The sequence below is a fragment of the Escherichia sp. WS1368 genome, from assembly GCF_046487485.1.
In the GTDB taxonomy this organism is placed as follows: Bacteria; Pseudomonadota; Gammaproteobacteria; order Enterobacterales; family Enterobacteriaceae; genus Escherichia; species Escherichia coli.
Map to the genome: position 1 here is coordinate 106,508 of NZ_JBJQJI010000005.1, position 23,010 is coordinate 129,517.

Sequence of the window (23,010 nt, forward strand, 5' to 3'; positions counted from 1 at the left end):
TTATCTTGTTGTTATTTCCATTATTCCGCCTGTATTCATCATTTGCTAATCATGAATCATCATTTTCTCTCATGTTAAAGAAAGGTCATTTAATCTGAACGCATAGCGACAGGGATGACAAATGGCAGGGAAAGCGCATGGGAATGGCGATCGTCGGGGCGATAACACCATATGTGGATTGGGGGATCGTTTACGTCGTCTGACCGCAGGTATTTGCCTGATAACACAAACTATTTTCCCTGTTATGGCTGCTGCCCCTACGCATATTAATCCTGCGCACTCGGATACTGCCGCGTCACTGATCCTGCCGAACGTTAAAACTATTCCATATACCCTGGGTGCGTTGGAATCGCCACCAACGGTCGCGGCACGCTTTGGTATCACCGTTGATGAATTACGTCGCCTGAATCAGTTCCGTACCTTTGCGCGGGGCTTTGACAATGTGCGTCAGGGCGATGAAATAGATGTGCCCCTCATTAACAGTAATAGCCCCGAAGCGCGCAACCTGAAAGCAATGCAGATGGAGCGCGACGGCAAAGATCCGCAAATGCAGGTCGCGGAAATGGCGCAGCAAAGCGGAACACTTTTAGCTCGCGATATGGACAGCGAACAGGCGGCGAGTATGGCGCGTGGCTGGGTGGCTTCTTCTGCATCTGCGCAGGCAACGGACTGGCTCAGTCGTTGGGGAACTGCCCGGGTATCTCTTGGTGTGGATGAAGATTTCAGCCTTAAAAGCTCGTCATTTGAATTTCTCCATCCCTGGTACGAAACGCCGGATAACCTGGTCTTCAGCCAGCACACACTTCACCGTACGGATAATCGCACTCAAACCAACCACGGTATCGGCTGGCGTTATTTCACATCGAGCTGGATGTCTGGCGTCAATATGTTTATCGATCATGACCTGACCCGCTATCACACCCGAACCGGGATGGGCGTTGAATACTGGCGCGATTACCTGAAACTGAGCGGCAACGGTTATCTGCGCCTGAGTAACTGGCGTAGTGCACCGGAACTCGACAATGACTATGAAGCACGTCCGGCGAACGGTTGGGATCTTCGCGCCGAAGGCTGGTTACCGGCCTGGCCGCAGCTGGGCGGCAAGGTGGTCTATGAACAATATTATGGCGATGAAGTGGCGCTGTTTGGTAAAGACGAGCGTCAAAATGATCCTCACGCGATTACCGCAGGTTTGAGTTATACCCCTGTTCCTCTGATCTCCTTTAGTGCCGAGCAACGGCAGGGCAAACAGGGAGAAAACGACACCCGAATTGGTATGGAGTTGACGTTGCAACCCGGCCATTCACTGCAAAAACAGCTCGATCCGGCTGAAGTTGCAGCACGACGTAGCCTTGTGGGCAGTCGCTATGACCTGGTCGATCGTAATAACAATATTGTCCTCGAATATCGCAAGAAAGAGCTGGTGCGGCTGACGCTGACCGATCCGTTGAAAGGCAAGCCGGGTGAGGTTAAATCGCTGGTTTCTTCCTTACAAACCAAATATGCGCTGAAAGGTTATGACATTGAAGCCGCCTCCCTGCAATCAGCGGGCGGAAAAGTAGCTGTTTCCGGCAAGGATATTCAGGTCACTATTCCTCCCTACCGATTCACGGCAATGCCTGAAACCGACAACACTTACCCGATAGCGGTTACAGCGGAAGATTCGAAAGGAAATTTCTCCCGGCGTGAAGAAAGTATGGTGGTCGTGGAAAAACCCACATTAAGCCTCGCCGGTTCAACGCTTTCTGTCGATCTGCAAATCCTGCTTGCTGATGGAAAATCAACCTCAACGCTGACCTATACCGCGCGAGATTCCAGCGGCAAGCCAATCCCAGGTATGACGTTAAAAACACAGGTGAAAGGTTTGCAGGATTTCGCCTTAAGCGAATGGAAAGACAACGGTAACGGAACCTATACCCAAATAGTTACCGCCGGGAAGACGTCTGGCGCGTTATCGCTGATGCCGCAATTTAACGGCGATGATATCGCTAAGACGCCAGCACTGATTGCTATCGTGGCGAATACAGCATCCCGCGCTGACTCCACGATTGAGACAGACCAGGATAATTACGTCGCGGGTAAGCCGATAGTCGTTAAAGTGACCCTGAGAGATGATAACGGCAACGGGGTTACCGGACGAAAAGAACTTCTCAAACAAACCGTTAAAGTTGACAACACGAAGGCTGATGCCGTTAGTGCCTGGACGGAAGAAAGTGAGGGAATTTACAAAGCAAGCTATACGGCCCATCTCATTGGCGACAAATTAACGGCCCAGCTGACGATGCCCGGCTGGCAAACCAAACATTCGGATGCGTTCAGTATTGCGGGTGATAAAGATACCGCCAAAATCGCTGCGATGCAGATCACCGCGAATAACGCAGTTGCCAGACGCGATCACAATACCGTCGCTGTGACGGTCAGGGATGTGCATCAAAATTTACTGCAGGGACAAAATGTTACCTTCACGGTCGTGAATGGTGCGGCGGTTTTTGCCGATCCAAATGGCGGTATTGTGACGACAGATAAAGACGGGATTGCCAGCGTTAACCTTGCCAGTGACCAGGCGGTAAACAGTCTTATCAAGGCCGAGACCAATGGCAGTAGTCAGTCTGTGGAAGTGAGCTTTATTACTGGCGATATCTCTCAGCTGACCTCCACCATCAAGACAGACGATGTGTCATACACCGCGGGTGGCAAGATAAAAGTGTCAGTTACCCTTATGGATGAGCAGAAAAACCTGGTGAAAGGGATGGCTTCGCTGCTGGCGGGTAGCGGTGTGGTCGAGGTGAGCGGTACAGATAAAAATGAAACGGGTAACTGGAGCGAAGAGTCTGATGGCGTTTACACCACCACCCGAACCGCGAAGATTGCTGGCGATCGCCATTACGCCACGCTGAAACTATCGACATGGAGTAGCGCGCAGCAATCCGATGCGTATGCCATCCGCGAAAGCGGAGCTGTGTTGGCTTATTCCTCCATCGTTACCGACAAAACGACCTACACCGCGGGCGGCGCGATAAAAGTTACGGTAACACTCAAGGATAGCTATGAAAACCTGGTCGGGGGGCAACGAGACGCTATCAACCTGGCTATCCAGCTGCCAAATACAAAAGCGGAAAGCATCGCCTGGAATGAAGATCAAAAAGGAATTTATACCGCAACGTATACCGCCTTACTCCCTGGCACCGGTTTAAAAGCACAGCTACAGATGTCCGGCTGGGCGAACGCTCTGACTTCAAATGATTACAGTATTAGTGGCGATGCCGCCAGCGCACAAATTGTCGCGATGCAAGTGACAACGGGTAACCCGGATGTGCTGGCGAATGGCAGCGATCGACATACAGTGAATGTCCGGGTGGAAGATCAGTTTGGCAATGTGCTGCCGGAGCAGACCGTCACCTTTACGGTGACGAAGGGGGCGGCTGTATTTGCCAATGCAGGGCAGAGCGCAGGTATCAGGACGGATGCGCATGGCATGGCAGAGGTTGATCTGAGCAGTACCGTAGCGGATGCCAGCACTGTTGAGGCTAAGATCAATCAAAGCAGCGATAGTAAAACGGTGAACTTTGTTGCTGATGTTAGCACGGCGCAGGTCGCGGAGCTGGTGGTCATTAAGGATGGTTCAGAGGCGGACGGTTCGACGGCGAACACGCTGCGGGTGAAGGTCACCGATGCGTTCGGTAATACGCTTGCCGGGCAGACGGTCAGCGTGTTGGCGGACAACGGTGCAACGGTCGCTCCGACGGTGATTACAGAGCCGGACGGCACGGTGGAGATCTCAGTCACCAGCCAGACCGCCGGAACCAGTGTGGTCACCGCCAGCGTCAACAACAGCAGCCAGAGCCGGAACGTGACGTTTGTCGCCGATGTCAGGACGGCGAAGATCGCTGATCTGGTAGTCACCCGGGATAACTCAGTGGCAGACGGTGCAATGGCGAACACGCTGCGGGTGAGGGTCACAGATGCGTTCGGGAATACGCTTGCCGGGCAGACGGTCAGCGTGATGGCAGACAACAGCGCAACGGTGTCTCCGACGGTCACTACAGAGCCGGACGGCACGGTGGAGATCAGTATCACCAGCCAGACAGCCGGAACCAGTACAGGCACTGCCAGCATCAACAACAGCAGCCTGAGCCGGAACGTGACGTTTATTGCGGATGTCAGGACGGCGAAGATCGCTGATCTGGTGGTCATTAAGGACGACTCAGTGGCAGATGGTGTAATGGCGAATATGCTGCGGGCGAGGGTCACCGATGCGTTCGGGAATGTACTTGCCGGCCAGACGGTTAGCGTGACGGCGGACAACGGCGCAACGGTTGCTCCGGTGGTCATCACAGGGCCGGACGGCACGGTGGAGATCTCAGTCACCAGCCAGACCGCCGGAACCAGTGCGATCACCGCCAGTATCAACAACAGCAGCCTGAGCCGGAACGTGACGTTTGTCGCCGATGTCAGGACGGCGAAGATCGCTGATCTGGTAGTCACCCGGGATAACTCAGTGGCAGACGGTGCAATGGCGAACACGCTGCGGGTGAGGGTCACAGATGCGTTCGGGAATACGCTGAATGGGCAGACGGTCAGCGTGTTGGCAGACAACGGTGCCACGACTGCTCCGACGGTCACCACGCAGCCGGACGGCACGGTGGAAATCAGTGTCACCAGCCAGACGGCGGGAGTCAGTACTGTCACTGCCAGCATTAACAGCAGCAGCCTGATCCGGAACGTAACGTTTGTCGCGGATGTCAGGACGGCGCAGATAGCGAGTCTGGAGGTTACCCGGGATAACTCAGTGGCTGACGGCGCAATGGCGAACACGCTGCGGGTGAAGGTCACCGATGCGTTCGGGAATGCGCTGAATGGACAGACGGTCAGCGTGATGGCGGACAACGGCGCAACGGTTGCCCCGACGGTGATCACCGAGCCGGACGGCACGGTGGAAATCAGTGTCACCAGCCAGACGGCGGGAGTCAGTGCAGTCACTGCAACCATCAACAGCAGTAGTCAGAGTCAGAACGTGACATTTATCGCCGATGTCAGCACGGCGAAGATCGCTGATCTGGTGGTCATTAAGGATGGTTCAGAGGCAGACGGTTCGACGGCGAACACGCTGCAGGTGAAGGTGACCGATGCGTTCGGGAATGCACTTGCCGGACAGACGGTCAGCGTGATGGCAGGCAACGGTGCCACGACTGCTCCGACGGTCACCACGCAGCCGGACGGCACGGTGGAGATCAGTGTCACCAGTCAGACCGCCGGAGCCAGTACAGTCACCGCCAGCATTAACAACAGCAGCCTGAGCCAGAACGTGACGTTTGTCGCCGATGTCAGCACGGCGAAGATCGCTGATCTGGTGGTCATTAAGGATGGTTCAGAGGCAGACGGTTCGACGGCGAACACGCTGCGGGCGAGGGTAACCGATGCATTCGGTAATGCACTTGCCGGACAGACGGTCAGCGTGATGGCAGGCAACGGCGCAACGGTTGCCCCGACGGTGATCACCGAGCCGGACGGCACGGTGGAAATCAGTGTCACCAGTCAGACGGCGGGAATCAGTGCAGTCACAGCCAGCATCAACAGCAGCAGTCAGAGCCGGGACGTGACATTTATCGCCGATGTCAGGACGGCGAAGATCGCTGAACTGGAGGTCATCCGGGATAACGCGGTGGCAGACGGTTCGACGGCGAATACGCTGCAGGTGAAGGTCACCGATGCTAACGGTAATACGCTTGCCGGACAGGCGGTCAGCGTGTTGGCAGGCAACAGCGCAACGGTTGCTTCGACGGTGACCACAAAGCCGGATGGCACGGTGGAGATCAGTGTCACCAGTCAGACGGCAGGCACCAGTACAGTCACTGCCAGCATCAACAGCAGCAGCCTGAGCCGGAACGTGACGTTTGTCGCCGATGTCAGCACGGCAAAAATAGCGGATCTGGTCGTTATCCAGGATAACTCAGTGGCTGACGGCGCAATGGCGAACACGCTGCGGATGAGGGTCACGGATGCATTCGGTAATACGCTTGGCGGACAGACGGTCAGCGTGACGGCAGACAACAGTGCAATGGTCGCTTCGACTGTCATCACAGGGCCGGACGGTACGGTGGAGATCAGTGTCACCAGCCAGACGGCGGGGATCAGTATTGTCACTGCATCCATCAACAACAGCAGCCTGAGCCGGGACGTGACGTTTGTTGCCGATGTCAGGACGGCGAAGATCGCTGATCTGGTGGTCATTAAGGATGGTTCAGAGGCGGACGGTTCGACGGCGAACACGCTGCAGGTGAGGGTCACCGATGCGTTCGGTAATGCGCTTGCCGGGCAGACGGTCAGCGTGTTGGCGGACAACGGCGCAACGGTCGCCCCGACGGTCACCACGCAGCCGGACGGTACGGTGGAGATCTCTGTTACCAGCCAGACGGCGGGAGTCAGTGCAGTCACTGCAACCATCAACAGCAGTACTCAGAGTCAGAACGTGACATTTATCGCCGATGTCAGGACGGCGAAGATCGCGGATCTGGTGGTCATTAAGGATGGTTCAGAGGCGGACGGTTCGACGGCGAACACGCTGCGGGCGAGGGTGACCGATGCGTTCGGCAATGCACTTGCCGGGCAGGCGGTCAGCGTGATGGCAGGCAACAGCGCAACGGTCACTCCGACGGTCACCACGCAGTCGGACGGTACGGTGGAGTTCAGTGTCACCAGCCAGACGGCAGGAACCAGTACAGTCACCGCCAGTATCAACAGCAGCAGCCTGAGCCGGGACGTGACGTTTATTGCGGATGTCAGGACGGCGCAGATCGCGGTGCTGGAAGTGACGCAGGATTACGCCGTGGCAGATGGTTCGACGGCGAACACGCTGCGGGCGAGGGTGACCGATGCGTTCGGTAATGCGCTTGCCGGGCAGACGGTCAGCGTGTTGGGAGGCAACGGCGCAACGGTGTCTCCGACGGTCATCACAGGGCCGGACGGCACGGTGGAGATCAGTGTCACCAGTCAGACGGCGGGAGCCAGTACTGTCACTGCCAGCATCAACAGCAGCAGCCTGAGCCGGAACGTGACGTTTGTCGCGGATGTCAGGACGGCGCAGATCGCGGTGCTGGAAGTGACGCAGGATTACGCCGTGGCAGATGGTTCGACGGCGAACACGCTGCGGGCGAGGGTGACCGATGCGTTCGGGAATGCACTTGCCGGGCAGACGGTCAGCGTGACGGCAGGCAACGGCGCAACGGTGTCTCCGACGGTCATCACAGGGCCGGACGGCACGGTGGAAATCAGTGTCACCAGCCAGACGGCGGGAGTCAGTGCAGTCACTGCAACCATCAACAACAGCACCGCGAGCCAGAACGTGATGTTTATCGCCGATGTCAGGACGGCGAAGATCGCGGATCTGGTGGTCACCCGGGATAACTCAGTGGCTGACGGCGCAATGGCGAACACGCTGCAAGTGAAGGTTACCGATGCTAACGGTAATACGCTTGCCGGGCAGACGGTCAGCGTGTTGGCGGACAACAGCGCAACGACTGCCCCGACGGTAATCACAGAGCCGGACGGGACGGTGGAGATCTCAGTCACCAGCCAGACCGCCGGAACCAGTACTGTCACTGCAACCATCAACAGCAGTAGTCAGAGTCAGAACGTGACGTTTATCGCCGATATCAGGACGGCGCAGATCGCTGATCTGGTGGTCATTAAGGACGGCTCAGTGGCAGACGGTTCGACGGCGAACATGCTGCGGGTGAGGGTGACGGATGCGTTCGGTAATGCGCTTGGCGGCCAGACGGTCAGCGTGTTGGCGGACAACGGCGTAACGACTGCCCCAACGGTGATCACCGAGCCGGACGGCACGGTGGAAATCAGTGTCACCAGCCAGACGGCGGGAGTCAGTGCAGTCACTGCAACCATCAACAGCAGTAGTCAGAGTCAGAACGTGACATTTATCGCCGATGTCAGCACGGCGAAGATCGCTGATCTGGTGGTTATTAAGGATGGTTCAGAGGCGGACGGTTCGACGGCGAACACGCTGCGGGTGAGGGTGACCGATGCGTTCGGGAACACGCTAGCCGGGCAGACGGTCAGCGTGTTGGCGGACAACGGCGCAACGACTGCCCCGACGGTCATCACAGAGCCGGACGGTACGGTGGAGATCTCAGTCACCAGCCAGACGGCGGGAGTCAGTGCAGTCACTGCCAGCATCAACAGCAGCAGCCAGAGCCGGAACGTGACGTTTGTCGCCGATGTCAGGACGGCGCAGATCGCGGATCTGGTGGTTATTAAGGACGGTTCAGAGGCGGACGGTGCGACGGCGAACACGCTGCGGGCGAGGGTGACCGATGCATTCGGTAATGCGCTTGCCGGGCAGACGGTCAGCGTGTTGGCGGACAACGGCGCAACGGTCGCCCCGACGGTCACCACGCAGCCGGACGGTACAGTGGAGATCTCTGTTACCAGCCAGACGGCGGGGATCAGTGCGGTCACAGCCAGCATCAACAACAGCAGTCTGAGCCGGAACGTGACATTTATCGCCGATGTCAGCACGGCGAAGATCGCTGATCTGGTGGTCATTAAGGATGGTTCAGAGGCAGACGGTTCGACGGCGAATACGCTGCAGGTGAAGGTCACCGATGCTAACGGTAATACGCTTGCCGGACAGACGGTCAGCGTGTTGGCAGGCAACAGCGCAACGGTCACTCCGACGGTGACCACCAAGCCGGACGGCACGGTGGAGATATCTGTAACCAGCCAGACGGCGGGAATCAGTGCAGTCACTGCCAGCATCAACAGCAGCAGTCAGAGCCGGAACGTGACGTTTATCGCCGATGTCAGGACAGCGAAGATCGCGGACCTGGTGGTCATTAAGGACGACTCAGTGGCAGACGGTGCAATGGCGAATATGCTGCGGGCGAGAGTCACCGATGCGTTCGGTAATGCGCTTGCCGGGCAGACGGTCAGCGTGTTGGCGGGCAACAGCGCAACGGTTGCTCCGACGATGACCACAAAGCCGGATGGCACGGTGGAGATCAGTGTCACCAGCCAGACGGCGGGCACCAGTACAGTCACCGCCAGCATCAACAACAGCAGCCAGAGCCAGAACGTCACCTTTGTACCTGGTGATGCATCGCAACTCACTTCAATCGTTGAAACAAATAAGTCGAACTATACGGTTGGAGAGACAATCACCATCACGGTAACGCTCCGGGATGCGTTCGATAATCTGGTAACCGGTGCAGCTTCACAGTTAGCCGCTGATGGTGTGCTGACGGTGGCTGGCACTGACCCGTCAGAAATGGGAAGCTGGGTTGAATCAGGTGGCGTGTATACCACAACCCGAATGGCGACGATTGCCAGTACCAATCAGCACGCCAACCTGCAATTGCAGACGTGGAGTGATGGCGTAACGTCAGATCGCTATGACATCCAGTCCGGTTCTCCGGCGCAAGCCACATCAACTATCGCTACGGATAAAAACGCCTACACCGCTGGCGACACTATTACCGTCGCCGTGACGCTGAAAGACGCGCACGGTAACCTGGTTGAAGGGGGCGAGTCCTTACTGTCTGGTGATAACGTAATAGTGGAAGGAGCCGTACGTTCAGGAGGATGGTCTGAAAACGCCGGTGTTTATACTGCTACATGGTCGGCGCAAATGGCGGGAGACTCTCACCACGCGACGCTGAAGTTGTCTGAATGGGGCAGCAGTAAACAATCAGAGAGTTATTCCATCCACAGCGGTGCTCCGGTGCAGGCAAATTCTGCTATCAGGACAGATAAATCGGCATATATCGCCGGGGAGCCATTAACCGTCACAATAACGTTGCGGGATGAGTTTGGTAACCCTGCTTTAGGGCTGACATCAGAAGTCATCGAGTCTTATATTGATAGTTTCGCGGTAGGCGGCGCAACTCCCGATTCTATGCGGTGGGTCGAGCAGAATAATGGTGAATATACCATTGTCTGGACAGCATGGGTTGCCGACGAAAATCTGGTTGCCAGTCTGAAATTAAAAACATGGGCAACGGAGATTAAGTCCTCGCTATACGGGATACAACCAGGTGCAGCGGCAAAAACTCAATCAACGATTGTCGCGGACAAAACGATATATATCGCTGGGGATAGCATAACGGTGACCGTTGTTCTTAAAGATGCCCAGGGTAACTTTATTACTGATGGTGTTGTTCAGCTTAATGAGGAAAACGTACAAGTCAGGAATGCGGATCCTATCCAGGGCAATAATTGGGTTTACAACGGCAATGGGCAATATCAAAGACAGTATATGGCGCATTTTGCGGAAGCGAATTTGAATGCGCAACTGAAGATGGCTGGTTGGAGCGATGCCAATTATTCAAACAATTACACTATTAAACCAGGTGAAGTGAGTCCGCTTGGTTCACAGCTTCGTATACGAGAAGTTTTAGTAGTGGAAGGGGCGGATTTACCTGTCAGTGCTTTATTAGTTGATGATTTTGGAAATCCGGTGGATAACGGTCTGGATTTGCTGGATGATGCAGTGTACTTACAAAATGTAGAAAAAAAAGAAGGGGAAAAATGGAGATATGTGGGTGATGGAATATATGAACGTACATATATGGCCTACCAAGAAGGAGAAAATTTAACTTCATTTATGGAGATTAAAGGTTGGCGTATATACGGACAACCATCCTATACCATCCTTCCTTTTGTGGAAGTCGAGTTACTGAGTGTTAATGGTGTAAAATTCAGGGCGACAGATGGTTTTCCAGAAACAGGGTTTGATGGTGCAAAATTCACGCTGTTACTAACCCATAATATGAAAAATACGGATTATAATTGGACGGCTGGGATTTATGGAATTAATGTTGACAGTAATGGAGAAGTAACATTATCTGTGCTGATAAGAAGTGAAGTTACTATTACTGGGAAACCCAAGAATGGTAAAGGGAATGATGTTGTATTTAAATTCAAGATTAAAAAATGGTTTACTAGTTTAGGTGCTACCAGTAGTAATACCTGGGATATCATAAATACTTCATGTAGTTATGGTCAAATGCCGTCATCTTTAGAATTAGCGCAGCGGCCAAGCGGTGGGGTAGTACCGCGAAAAGTAGGTACGTTGTGGGGCGAATATGGTAATTTAAAAACTTATGGGAACGCTTTTAGCGGTACGGATTATTGGACAAGCACTCAGCTCATGGGAGTACACGAGAAATTTAATCCTGAAACTGGTATATCAGAGCTTGGGACAGGAAAGTCTTCTGGCTTGTGCGTAGAGTATTATTAACGAAGTAATTACTAAATTGCCCTGCATCAGCAGGGCAATTTATATTCGTTATTACGCAGAAGTACGCATCACACCGATAGTATTAAATTCATTTTTTACACTGAGCAAACGGGGGTCATGAAGCAAAACATTTGACCATAAATCATTGTCTTTAATTAATTGTTGCCAGCGCTTTTCATATTCTTTTTTACCATACACAGTGTAAATCAACGGCAAAATCACACCATTGATTTTGTTGGTGTTAATATTTGCCAGTAACTTCATAATGTCATTTTTTATAGATGCGCCATAGATCAGAAATTTCGTATAAAGCGAGTTAACACAGGTGTAATCAAGACCATGTTCAGGCTCAAGTTTAAGCAATAAACTTTTGGCTTTGTCATTATGTCCTTTCAGTGCCATGAACATAGCCAGAATAGAGGTAATAATTGGATTATTACAGGTGTTTTGACTGTTAAGATTTAATGCAAAAGATATCGCGTTATCGAGGGGGGATGTGTAATAAAGTATAATTAATTTAAGAATGCTTATACCCATTTTATTGGGTTCAAGAGCAATACTTTTTTCTATTAGATTAAATGCTCTTGCAAGGTCACCGTTCAAAAAACATAGCAGAGACTGATAATAATAAACGTCTGGCGAATTAGGTTTGAGTAAATGTGCTTGCTTAAATAGCACATTAGACACTGAATGTTCATCTTTTAGCCCACTGATTAAACCCAGTAAACCCAATGCCTGAGAATTTGAAGGGTTAATTTCAAGAGCCTTTTCAATGGAGGTTACTGCCGTAGTTATTGCTTGTTTTTGTTCACTGAGTCCAAGGAGGGCTAATGATATATGGCATTCCGCCAGGCAACAGTAGGGCAAGGTATTTTGCGGTTGCGTACTCACACAATCTCTAAATATTACTAATGCTCGTTTCAAACTCTCTGGTGTATAACGATACATTTCCATTCTGCCATTCATATACATAACAGCAGAATCCAGAGATGGCATTTGTTGTGTATTAATAGATTTAAAATTAATATTGGGTATTTTTTCAATAAGAATATTAATTACTTGTGATAATAATACGGAAAGAGGATTATCGGGGTTGAAATCAATACTTTGATGATCAATCAATTTATGTGTTCTGGCATGAATTAACTCAATAAATAAACGCCAGTTTTTACCATAGTGAACGACCTGACCCATAATATAATATTCTGGACCTGTTTTATTGATAAACTGATGGATAGTGGAAAAATCACTGGCCTCATTTGTTACCGAAGCGGGTAAAATATCTAAACCACAAAAAGCATATTTTGAAAGGCCCTGGACAAGTTCGTAATGGAGTTTTAGAACATTGATCGAACCTTCAGTACGAAAGGGAAAAACGGCAAGAGTAGTGGTCGACTTTACCGGTTCATTATCGGTCACAATCACAATAGGTACAGTAAAACGGTATCCACGACCATAGACCGTTTCGATATACTTACACTGTTTATTCTCATGCAAAAGTTTGCGCAATGCATAAATACATCGTGTTAGAGATTCATCACTGGCAACACTCGCGCTCCAGACCTTATCGATAATCTCTTCTTTGCTAACAATTTCACCGTCAGCATTAAGCAATAGAATAATAACGCCAAGTTCTTTCGGGGGAATATGATATTCTTTGTTTTTGAATAATAATATTCCATTGTTTTTTAATACAAAGTCGCCAAATATATATTGTTGTGTATTATTTTTTCCATGTTGCAGTTGCATAGAACGCTCCTTCCGTTTTCTCTATTCATAGTATTAATTTGATCAATATAAAATAAAGTATTGGCAGAATTGCTCTATCAAAAAACGCTCATTTTGTAAGATTGTGATGAAGAAATGAATGAAAGCTGATGCTTAATAATATGAAACGCTGGTCCCATTTTTCGGGACCAGATAGTGGGCGATAATTGTGGATGTTACTTAATCAGAAACGTAAATAATCTTTTGCTGAATCAAACAACGCAGTAATGGTTGAAGATAATAATTTGATAATTGTATCGTAGGTGGAGTTGGCTGTACTGTATTTAGTCGTGATAACCTGCACGTCGGTTTTCATGTTTTCTGCCTGGCTGTTATAACCCGCCAGCCATGCCTGGTATTCAGCCGTGCTTATTTCGTAGCCGGTGAATTCTTTAGATATATTTTTTTCCTTCCCTTTATCGTCCCTATGCACCATTGAGTCTGAAGACTGACTCATACTGTCTATAATCTGAGGGTTGGGAATAATAACATACAGACCGCTACCTTGCGGTTCAACTTCGACAATCGGAGAAGGTGTGCGGTGTTTGGGATCGGGTGGAATTACCGGAAGTCCTAAAGCGGCGCACCATTTTTCTGCTTCTTCCAGTGGAACGCCAATTTTGTCCGCAGGTGCCGGAGGGTATAAAACATAGTCTGGATTGTAATGATAGTGGAAATCACCATTAGGATATTTATCGATATAATAAAAATGCATCAAGGCTTTTTGGAATGCATTGACGTCAAAAACTATCGCATCGCCTTTTTTATTAGAGTGAGTCCATTTTCCCATATTGCTTTGGATATGTTCACTGAAGTCCTGCCAGTATGCGCTCATTATCTCAACGCTATTCGCATAAATTTCGAGGTAGTCGCTACCGAGCACACTCATCAAATCAGCAATATCACTGCATATATATTTATCACTTTTAAATTCGTTTGAACTACTGGCCGTTAAAGTACTGCTGGTTGCTGAACTTCTCACTTCAGGTGCAGAACTATCTAAAGAAGCGATAGCGTGATTTAAGGTACCTTTGGTCGATGCCATTGCACTTGACCCGGTTGTGTTGTCAGCAACGTTAGCCAGGGTTTTTCTCACAGAGTTATGCAAGGTCAATATTTTAGCGGGATCCTTTAATTTTCCGTCAATAGTATTAACATTTTCTGTAAGCTGCAGAACGTTTTTTATCAGCGAATAACTTTCGTGTAAGAGCGCAGATCCCTTCTCTGACAGGTTCTCAGTTGGGAAATTTCTGAGCATGTTTTTAACGAAGTTGAGTTGTATGTCATGCTGGCATTTCCAGTCTTCATTTCGCGGGCTACGTTCACTGACTAAAGTTGATAGTTTTTCAACATCTTTCTTGAGCATAGCGCCAATATTATTATCCATACTGGCGCTGTTATACAAATTACCCTCGCTTTTGCTGTTTTCCAGTTGATGAGGCTCCTCACTTTGTGAGGATGCCTCTTTAAGAGGAATGTTTGTATTCTGCTGACGTAAAATATCTATATTTAGATTATTATCTTTATTAATCATGTGCCATTCCTCCTTAAATATAACTAACTATTATTGCAATAATTTATGAGCGAATGCCTTGAACGATTGCACTATCAGTATCAATAATGGTTTGTATTATTTGCTGTAATAAATTGAGTGCTTGATCTCTTCCTTGAACATCACGATTAATTTGATCCAGATAGCTACTCATAACTGAATGCATAACATTTTTAGCTTGCTCAGCCAAGTCTTTTTCTGCACGAGTATGTTCTGCTGCCACTGTTCCGCCGTATTGAGATAGATTTGCAATAGACTGAAATAGATTATTGGTATGAGAAATAGAACTGGTAATACCATATCTTAGATTGTGACTATTAATTTTTTCTTTGTCTTTAATTTTATTAGTGATACTTTCTTTTTCTTTTTGTAACTTACTTGATTGCTCTTGTTTGTCATTATCCTCAATATTCTTGTTATTTGATAAATCTTTTTGTTGATTTTCTATTTCGGCAAGTCTGGCTTTCGCATTTGCCATATCTTCTTTTGATTTTATCCGAGTTTGGCTATCTGGTTTGTCTGTATTTTGTTCCTGGTTTTCTGCGATATCATCTATCTTTCCCGCGGGCTTCGCAAGTTCTGCACCTGCCATAAATACAGCTCCCGTAGCATTAATAGCTGAGCCTGCTAATGCACCTGCAAAATTTGCCCAAGAAGCATTTTTTGTTTCGCTACTCTGAAGATGGACAAGCTGTTCAAAAACGATGCTCATGCTAGCATCAGCCTTGGCAGAGGCATTGTACATTGATGTAAAGACTCTTAGAAAGGCCTCCATAATGTTCTGTTGTCTCATCGTCAAATTATCTAACATATCGAGAATATTAAATGTTATGGTTTTCTCTATTGACTCGGTAGACTGACAGGATGATTTTGTTGCTATGGCAGAATTTTGATTTATATTATGTAGTGTATTCTTAGCATAATTAAGACCATCTAGTACCTTACATTGTAATTCAGGAGAGAGAGCACGGACAGACTCTATCAGACTAATAAATTTAGTATTTGTATCAACTTTAATATCATTTGGCGCAAAACTTTGCAGTATTTTTTTAGCTTGTGATACTCTTGTTTCATAAGCAGGTTGTTCATCGAATGTTGTTTTATCGAGATTCTTATTATGAGCTGTATTGTTTATATTGCTAATATTATTGGTCATTTTTGAATCCTCTTATACGATAGAATGAGAAGCAAATTTCAAAGCTTCAGTTCGGTGTTGTAATACACGCACCATCTGAGCTACCTCTTGTTCGACGGTTTTATCTATCCTTTGCATCACTGTAAGCATTTGTTCGCGCGTTTTTGATAGATTGCTTATATCTTGTTGTAGAATTTCGATATCTGCAGACTTACTGGCAGCGTATTGATTCATGCTCGATGTAATTATTGTACAAACGCCCGAGGCAATTTTTTCAAGAAGAATAGTTATTTTTGCAAATATCATTATAAATTGTGATGATGCTTTTATTTTGTCACCGAGAAAATTTAATGCTGACATGATTTTTTTTGATACTGACTTGATCATAGATTCCACGGTGGATTTTATACTGTCAGTTATTTCTTTTGTGATTTCTTCGGCGGCAGTTTTTGAGAGTGCCTTTACAAGTTCACTTATTGCTACTGAACAAATTAATGTTGCACCAATCATTAATGTTACCATAACAATAGAAGCGGCTGCAGATGAGTAAATATCTTGTACTAAATCAATAGTCGTTTGTTGGACACCCAAGGCGTCCAGAAGAGCGCAGATTGCGAGTAGTGTGGGGTCATATTTAGAAATAATACCCGCAAGACCTTCAGTTAGTTTTCCCAAAATCCAACCGGTAGCCGTGGTACCCAGAGTGATTTGACAAATAATATCAACACCTAATACTACTGCCCCCGCGATTCCTCCAATTAGTGCCAGCGCTCCAGCAAAGCTTGCCCCAGCACTTGGAACTGCTGCGACAATACCAATCACAATTAAGGCTGCACTTACGGCAAATGTAACTACAGTAACGACCTCATTAATAATGTTTAAAACTTTTGTCCATGTAGTATAGCTACGCGCTGTTTCATTGAGTTTATTTTCCCTGACATGGTTAATCTCTTTCATTACCTCAGATTGATTTTTAATAGAGTCGCAATTGGTATCACCAATAACTTCCATTACTGAGGTAATCAAAAGGATAAATGTGGCTGTCGCGTTTCTGTTTTTCTGGTTTTCTTGCGTCAGGCAAATATTGGTGGTGAAGTTATTAATCTGTTCTTGCTGTTGAATTTCGTCAAAAATTTCCATACTTTGGCCGATCGCAGCATCAGCATCCATAATGGCTGTATTTAACGATTTCTCAGCTAACGATTTTTTTTGTAATGACAGCGTGAGTGTTTTTTCAGCCGCACTTTTTTGCGTCACTACTTTATTATATTGCGGATCGCCAGGTTGCAGTTGCGAGAGCTCTTGATTCAATGTGTTGACTTTTTTCTCCAGCGATTGCACCTTTTTATCGACCGCATTGTAATTATTATTGGCCTGATGCATGATGTCGTCGGCTTTTTGCGCGGAATCTAATGACGATGAGTAAGCGTCACTTAATTCACGAAACTTATTATGTGCCATTTCGTGTCGAAGCAGGGTGCTGTCAAGGTTATTATGCAAACGTGTTGTAATATCCTGATCGGCAATGCCTGTTAGATTACCCAAAATCATTGTCAGGCGGGCATCGTTCGTCTTTGCTGTAGTGGCGTTGTCGGAATCTGAAACCTGCATTGCAGGCGGAGCAAGCATCGGTTTGTTTTCAAGACGAGCGCGAATATCATTATCAAGGGATTTCGGGTTTTTATTAAGCCGCATGGGATCAACTTGCGTTTTGTTGCTGTCCTGCAGTCTTTTTTCCGCATCGCTATACTGTGTGCGCAATGTTTCGCTGATTTGTTCAAACGTGATCGTTTGTCCCGTAATCGGTGCCGACATAATTCACCTCCTTTTTAAGCTATCATCGGGTGTAATTAATTCTTTTTTATTTAACTCATGGCAGATGTTTATTCCCATCTAAAATGGCATCAACGGGAAAGTAAGTAATGTGTTTATTGTTATTCTTCTCATTTATTTTATCGCCATGGTTATTTTTTAAATCAACCGGGGCTTCCTCATGATATTTCCTGATTAACTCTTCAGGCGTAAAAGAAGCGTTTTTTCCGTTTATGTTCATTTTGCCGACTCACTCTGTTTGAACTTCCTCTTCGGTATTGGCTGTCAAGAGTTCAAGATAAGCAGTAGCCATCTCTTTAACTTTTTCATTTTGGCTGTAGGTTACGACTGTATTAAATAACTCAGTGGCCATTTTAATGTTTTTTAAGCCCATCTGGCATTGGCCCATATAATAAACCAAAGAGAAATCGTTATCGGGAGATAGCATTAAACAGATATGATACATGTCGAATGCCTTTTGATAATCTTTCTTCAACTGACAAACGGCGGCATATCCTTTTAAATAGTTATAATTTTGGAAATCATAAATACAGAGAAATTTAAAAAAGAGCTCAGCTTCGTCAAGTCTTCCTTTTTCATAAAAGTTATAAGCGTAAGCATAAACGCCTTCAAGGGTATCCGGAGTAATGCCATGCAGCTCTGCAAGTGTTGCTCCCATACCTAATGCACGTTCGAACTTACTGGCAATTTCTTTATTTTCTTCTAAATCCAGATTTGCGCTTTCCATCTCTACTCTCTCCTTTCGAACATTCTTTGTTCAGACTTCACCATTTTTTAGAGGGGGGTGATATCAAAATTCGCTCATTTTTATGCCCATCCGTTGGGCTTCCTTTTCTGCATTAAAAACAAGTATTGTTTCAATGAGATAAGATTTTCTATGTGATGAAATGAAAACAATGTAGAGGGAAATTTATCCACAATCCTGATGAACTGGTGCAATTTTGATTGGAATTTGAAAAAGCAGGTGATTTACTGATGTGCGAGCTTAAGTCAGCGGCTGCTGGCCTGAGCGCGGAGGTGTGCGAAATTCACATATCCGGGCATTCCACCTTACCCAGCGCTTCCCAGTAGTTATTCTGATTATTACGCTCCATCGCCACAATAGCTTCGCGGATATGTTGTTTGTTACTCTCATCAGACAACATTAATTTTTCCCACGCTTCGTCTGATAATGACGCCTGTGGCGTGCAAATTTTACGTAAATCTTGCAATACCGTGGTCTTTTCTTTTGCCGACTGTAGAGAACTGAATGGCGATTCGGCCTGAGAAATGGCTGGGAAAGTCAGGAATACGGTAATCATGAGTAGCATCGTTGGCTTCATAGCGGCAACCTTCTGCAAATGTGCATCGAATGAAGCATAAGTGTAGTTTGCTTTTGCCGCTCTCATCATGCTGTACGAAAGGTGTTTGCGTGGTCAGTAAGAAGTGCCAGTTTTATATACCTTTTTCTTCTATTCGATAGCTTTTCGTTTTTTAAATCGGAGTGATCTTGCCATTATAGTCAGTTAACGATTAAAAAAAGGATAAAAAAGTGAAACTGACAACACATCATCTACGGGCGGGGGCCGCATTATTACTGGCAGGAATTCTGCTGGCAGGTTGCGACCAGAGCAGCAGCGATGAAAAGCACATTAAAGTGGGCGTTATTAATGGCGCAGAACAAGATGTCGCGGAAGTCGCTAAAAAGGTGGCAAAAGAGAAATATGGCCTCGATGTTGAATTGGTAGGATTTAGCGGTTCGTTGCTACCGAACGATGCGACAAATCATGGCGAGCTTGATGCGAACGTCTTCCAGCATCGACCCTTTCTTGAACAAGATAATCAGGCGCATGGTTATAAACTGGTAGCGGTGGGAAATACGTTTGTCTTCCCCATGGCGGGTTATTCCAAAAAAATCAAAACCGTGGCGCAAATAAAAGAAGGCGCGACAGTGGCGATCCCCAACGACCCGACCAACCTTGGTCGCGCGCTTTTACTGTTGCAAAAAGAGAAGCTAATTACTCTGAAAGAGGGAAAAGGGTTACTACCTACCGCGCTGGATATAACCGAGAATCCTCGTCATTTGCAGATTATGGAACTCGAGGGGGCGCAGCTCCCGCGCGTACTGGATGATCCCAAAGTTGATGTGGCGATTATCAGCACCACTTACATTCAGCAGACCGGGCTTTCTCCGGTGCACGACAGCGTATTTATTGAAGATAAGAATTCGCCGTATGTGAATATTCTGGTAGCACGGGAAGATAATAAGAATGCAGAAAACGTGAAGGAATTTCTGCAATCTTATCAATCATCCGAAGTCGCTAAAGCGGCAGAAACCATCTTTAACGGTGGCGCGGTGCCTGGCTGGTAATTCTCACTCATCCCGCGCCGGACGATTTATTTTTCTGGCGCGGCGACGGGAATCCATTGAAATCAAAATCACCGATGACAGAATCAGCAGTGTGCCCAGCCAGTCCGGTAATGTGAATGTGATCCCCAGCAACAGCAAAGAGAGCAGCGCGCTACTTAATGGCTCTGCACAGCTCAAAATGCTGGCTTTTGGCCCGCCAATTAATTGTGCTCCTTTCAGGTACAGACTAAATGTCAGGGACGTACCAATGACCACCAAATAAAAAAACGCCAGAATCAAACTGCCGTTAACGACAAAGTTTGTCCCTTGTCTGGCATAAAAAGGCAACAGAATTAGACCGCCGATCAGCATACTCCAGCCGACGACAGGCAACGTGCCATAGCGGGCAATTAGCGTTGAGGGATAGGTGGTATAGAATGCCGCAGCAAATGCCGAGGCAATGCCCCAGAATAACGCGGCAGGAGAGATCGATAATGACGTCGGATTACCGTGTGTCACCAATAAAAAAGTCCCGATCAGCGATGTCAAAATAGCGCAGAAAACCAGAATGCCCGGGCGAGATTTACGCACCAGTGAGAACCAGGCGACGATAATCGTCGGTGAGAGGAATTGCAGCACCGTTGCCGTGGCAGCATTCGATTTTTCAATGGTTAGCAAAAAAGTGAGCTGTACGGTTAGCGCGCCAACCACGGAAAAAATCAGCAGACTAATGGCATCTTTGTGATTGTTAATAATAGAAAAGATTTTATCGCCATGAACAAATGACAGCGTCAGCAGAATCAAACCGGCGAATATCAAACGCGTCATAGTCAAAAACTGCGACGACATCTGGCTTTGCTCCATGATGTATTGCGCGCAGACCCCTGAACTTCCCCACAACACGGCGGCAATCAGAACGTTCAGCATCCCCTTTCTGGTGGAACCCATTTTTCCCTCTGCATACTGTTTTGTCGTTTATGTATGCAGGCATGATAGCAAAAATGGCGAGGATGGCTCTGTTTGCGCCACTCCGATTTTTCTTAGCCCAGACAGGTGAGCTAAATATCTTTAATAAACAGCAGGCAAATCATCGCAATACCCAACATCCCTATCGCCAGCCAGAACAACGCGTGGTAGCTCCAGATTTCAACCATAATTCCGTCAACAGAGCCGGCGATAATCCAGCCGACGCGTGAAGTATTTGCATATAACGTTGTCGCAGAGCCTATTTTTTCAGGCATCAGGTCCTGAAAATAAAGCATGCCGATACCACAGAGAATACCAAGGAAGATGGCATTTAGAATTTGCAATTCCAGCTCAACTGCCGGAGTCGTCGCCATGAGTACGCTGGCGTAAAAACACATTCCACTCACGATAGCAATGAGCATTAATAGCCGCTTGCCAATACGTTTCATGTAATAGCCTGCGATTAACATCATCGGAATTTCCAGACCGGCAGCAATACCAATCATTTCTCCAGCCAGTTTATCGGTTAGATGCAGTTCATCAATAATAAATAGCGGCATATTTATCATGTAGAGATTATTCGCCGCCCACATCATTGAACAAACCACGAAAAGTAGCCGTGTATCCCGCTTCCTATGGGTGGAGGGTAAAATTTCTACGGGTTGGGTAACGACAGGAATATTTCTTTGTATTGATGGCAAAAACAACCAGACTATCAGCCCGCAAACAACAAATGCGATGGCTGCGGTGAGATACATCACTTTAAAACTAAATCCCATTGCCAGCTCATAAGCGAGCGGTGGCCCGATAACCCAGGCAAGCGAGATCTGAGCACGTAAAAATGTACTGAACATTACCGTCTCACGGCCTGTTCTGTCGGCGTGTTCACGGGCGAGGGCGAACATTTGCGGGTTTGCGGTGGAAGCAAAACTACTCAGAAGTACGCCCGTAGAGAGGAGAATGAAGTAGTTGCGATTCCACGCAAAAAGCGTGCAGGCCAGCACTCCAAATAAGCAACATAGCAGGATCAGTAATTTACGGTCGCCTTGTTTATCGGAGTGTCTTGCCAGAAATTGACTGACAAGAATTCCCATAATAGCGCTACCGGTGAAGAAAAAACCTACCATTATAGGACGGGCTTTCAGTTCATCTGCGAGGAATATACTTAGGGTAGGAGTCTGGAGAGCGCCCGCAATACCCGTCAGAAAGGCGACAAGTAAAAATGCCGCGGCAGTGAGATCAAGTATTTTTGATGGAGTGGTAGCCGTTTTTTGCATTCTTCTGAATCACCGGGCGACAAAATATAACTGAGTTACAAATAAGTACCAGTCGAATGAGTATTGTATTAAGAATTTTTGAGTATCGCTGATACAACCAGAAAGCAATGCTAGCGCAATATTATAGGGCCAGCAATTGAGATTATTAGCAAAAGCATGTTAAGAATTAATCACCGAATTTATATATTAATTATAGTAAGGCAATGAGCTATTTTTGATAGTAAAAATAAAACAAGTTGATTTGATATATTAAATGAAAAAATTAATCTTGATGACAGTCTGATTATTGGTGAAGTTTACAGGTCAGTTTTTTTCGCCAGCTGTTAAAGGAATAGAATCGTCGTATAAAAAAGGTGTTCTGGGGCGTATGAAACAACATCTTCACCTTAATGGCGATACAGTTGGCTGAGAGCCAGCAGGGGGTAAATCACCTGCAAATAAACACGGCACATGCTGGCGCGCATATCGCGGATGCGTTGAGGACAGAAGAACCGACAGGCGGATTCTTCAGCCGCTCATCGTCCATCACAAAACCTTTGACCAGGTATTCCTGAAGCCGATTGAATATTGAGCAGTAGAAAATATCTGGATTGACAGTATTACAAGGGATTGGAGAACGTCAGAAGAGGTATTTTGGCGGAAGATCACAGGAGTCGAACCTGCCCGGGACCGCTGGCGGCCCCAACTGGATTTGAAGTCCAGCCGCCTCACCGGAGACGACGATCTTCCGCGCCTCGATTGCTACATGGAGGCGGGGCGCATTATAGCTACTTCCTTGAGTTTCTACATCCCCCAGATCAGTTTTTTCCGCCTAATACACGCAGCGTATTATCACGGAAGCATTATAATTCATATAAAACCCATATTTTACAATGATATATGAGCGGAATTAACGCTACC

11 protein-coding genes, 1 tRNA gene and 1 pseudogene are annotated in these 23,010 nt (G+C 47.6%); 2 read left to right on the forward strand and 11 right to left on the reverse strand.

Annotated elements, in window-relative coordinates; genetic code table 11:
• Window positions 1-121 precede the first annotated feature (121 nt).
• Window positions 122-11,251 (forward strand): inverse autotransporter adhesin IatC, encoded by an 11,130-nt coding sequence (iatC, locus tag ACJHYD_RS12805; RefSeq protein ID WP_078207437.1) that lies wholly within the window; start codon window positions 122-124, stop codon window positions 11,249-11,251.
• Window positions 11,252-11,302: 51 nt separating this feature from the next.
• Here iatC and eilA read toward each other — a convergent pair whose 3' ends face one another.
• The 7 genes from eilA to yicS form a co-directional block, all read right to left on the reverse strand.
• Complete coding sequence (gene eilA / locus ACJHYD_RS12810) at window positions 11,303-13,000, reverse strand: HilA family transcriptional regulator EilA (protein WP_001176835.1); 1,698 nt, start codon at window positions 12,998-13,000, stop codon at window positions 11,303-11,305.
• Between the two features lie 202 nt (window positions 13,001-13,202).
• A complete protein-coding gene (locus ACJHYD_RS12815) occupies window positions 13,203-14,552 on the reverse strand; it encodes an IpaD/SipD/SspD family type III secretion system needle tip protein (RefSeq protein WP_000608464.1) in 1,350 nt (449 codons plus the stop codon).
• A gap of 43 nt (window positions 14,553-14,595) precedes the next feature.
• The gene (locus ACJHYD_RS12820) at window positions 14,596-15,726 is read right to left on the reverse strand and encodes a hypothetical protein (RefSeq protein WP_000183751.1); all 1,131 of its coding nucleotides are present in this window, start codon (window positions 15,724-15,726) and stop codon (window positions 14,596-14,598) included.
• A 12-nt stretch (window positions 15,727-15,738) separates the two neighbouring features.
• Complete coding sequence (locus ACJHYD_RS12825; protein WP_001551889.1) at window positions 15,739-17,520, reverse strand: YopB/SseC family type III secretion system translocon subunit; 1,782 nt, start codon at window positions 17,518-17,520, stop codon at window positions 15,739-15,741.
• A 55-nt stretch (window positions 17,521-17,575) separates the two neighbouring features.
• Entirely contained in the window at window positions 17,576-17,758 is a 183-nt protein-coding gene (locus ACJHYD_RS12830) for a hypothetical protein (protein ID WP_001551887.1), read from the reverse strand.
• A gap of 9 nt (window positions 17,759-17,767) precedes the next feature.
• Window positions 17,768-18,265 carry a SycD/LcrH family type III secretion system chaperone gene (locus tag ACJHYD_RS12835; RefSeq protein WP_000443168.1) on the reverse strand — a complete coding sequence of 166 codons (498 nt, stop codon included), beginning with the start codon at window positions 18,263-18,265 and terminating at the stop codon, window positions 17,768-17,770.
• Window positions 18,266-18,566: 301 nt separating this feature from the next.
• On the reverse strand, window positions 18,567-18,860 hold the full coding sequence (gene yicS / locus ACJHYD_RS12840) for a protein YicS (protein ID WP_001306625.1): 294 nt from the start codon (window positions 18,858-18,860) through the stop codon (window positions 18,567-18,569).
• Window positions 18,861-19,069: 209 nt separating this feature from the next.
• Between yicS and nlpA the strand changes: the two genes are divergently transcribed.
• Window positions 19,070-19,888: a lipoprotein NlpA gene (gene nlpA, locus ACJHYD_RS12845; RefSeq protein WP_000779408.1), complete on the forward strand. Its 819-nt coding sequence runs from the start codon at window positions 19,070-19,072 to the stop codon at window positions 19,886-19,888.
• A 3-nt stretch (window positions 19,889-19,891) separates the two neighbouring features.
• On the opposite strand, the gene ACJHYD_RS12850 is transcribed toward nlpA, so the two are convergent.
• The 4 genes and pseudogenes from ACJHYD_RS12850 to ACJHYD_RS12865 all read right to left on the reverse strand — a co-directional run bounded on the left by ACJHYD_RS12850 (window position 19,892) and on the right by ACJHYD_RS12865 (window position 22,839).
• On the reverse strand, window positions 19,892-20,815 hold the full coding sequence (locus ACJHYD_RS12850; RefSeq protein ID WP_000535949.1) for a carboxylate/amino acid/amine transporter: 924 nt from the start codon (window positions 20,813-20,815) through the stop codon (window positions 19,892-19,894).
• A 110-nt stretch (window positions 20,816-20,925) separates the two neighbouring features.
• The gene (locus tag ACJHYD_RS12855; protein ID WP_001172876.1) at window positions 20,926-22,110 is read right to left on the reverse strand and encodes a sugar efflux transporter; all 1,185 of its coding nucleotides are present in this window, start codon (window positions 22,108-22,110) and stop codon (window positions 20,926-20,928) included.
• 428 nt (window positions 22,111-22,538) lie between these two features.
• Window positions 22,539-22,666 (reverse strand): annotated as a pseudogene (gene rhuM, locus ACJHYD_RS12860) (RhuM family protein); the annotation flags it as partial.
• 78 nt (window positions 22,667-22,744) lie between these two features.
• A tRNA-Sec gene (locus tag ACJHYD_RS12865) sits at window positions 22,745-22,839 on the reverse strand.
• Between the last annotated feature and the right edge of the window lie 171 nt (window positions 22,840-23,010).

Excerpts from the sequence above, each read along its gene's own strand:
- ACJHYD_RS12830 (WP_001551887.1), bottom strand. The coding sequence starts at position 17,758 with ATGAACATAAACGGAAAAAACGCTTCTTTTACGCCTGAAGAGTTAATC.
- eilA (WP_001176835.1), bottom strand. The coding sequence starts at position 13,000 with ATGCAACTGCAACATGGAAAAAATAATACACAACAATATATATTTGGC.
- yicS (WP_001306625.1), bottom strand. The coding sequence starts at position 18,860 with ATGAAGCCAACGATGCTACTCATGATTACCGTATTCCTGACTTTCCCA.
- ACJHYD_RS12815 (WP_000608464.1), bottom strand. The coding sequence starts at position 14,552 with ATGATTAATAAAGATAATAATCTAAATATAGATATTTTACGTCAGCAG.
- ACJHYD_RS12850 (WP_000535949.1), bottom strand. The coding sequence starts at position 20,815 with ATGGGTTCCACCAGAAAGGGGATGCTGAACGTTCTGATTGCCGCCGTG.
- iatC (WP_078207437.1), top strand. The coding sequence starts at position 122 with ATGGCAGGGAAAGCGCATGGGAATGGCGATCGTCGGGGCGATAACACC.
- ACJHYD_RS12820 (WP_000183751.1), bottom strand. The coding sequence starts at position 15,726 with ATGACCAATAATATTAGCAATATAAACAATACAGCTCATAATAAGAAT.
- ACJHYD_RS12835 (WP_000443168.1), bottom strand. The coding sequence starts at position 18,265 with ATGGAAAGCGCAAATCTGGATTTAGAAGAAAATAAAGAAATTGCCAGT.
- ACJHYD_RS12825 (WP_001551889.1), bottom strand. The coding sequence starts at position 17,520 with ATGTCGGCACCGATTACGGGACAAACGATCACGTTTGAACAAATCAGC.
- ACJHYD_RS12855 (WP_001172876.1), bottom strand. The coding sequence starts at position 22,110 with ATGCAAAAAACGGCTACCACTCCATCAAAAATACTTGATCTCACTGCC.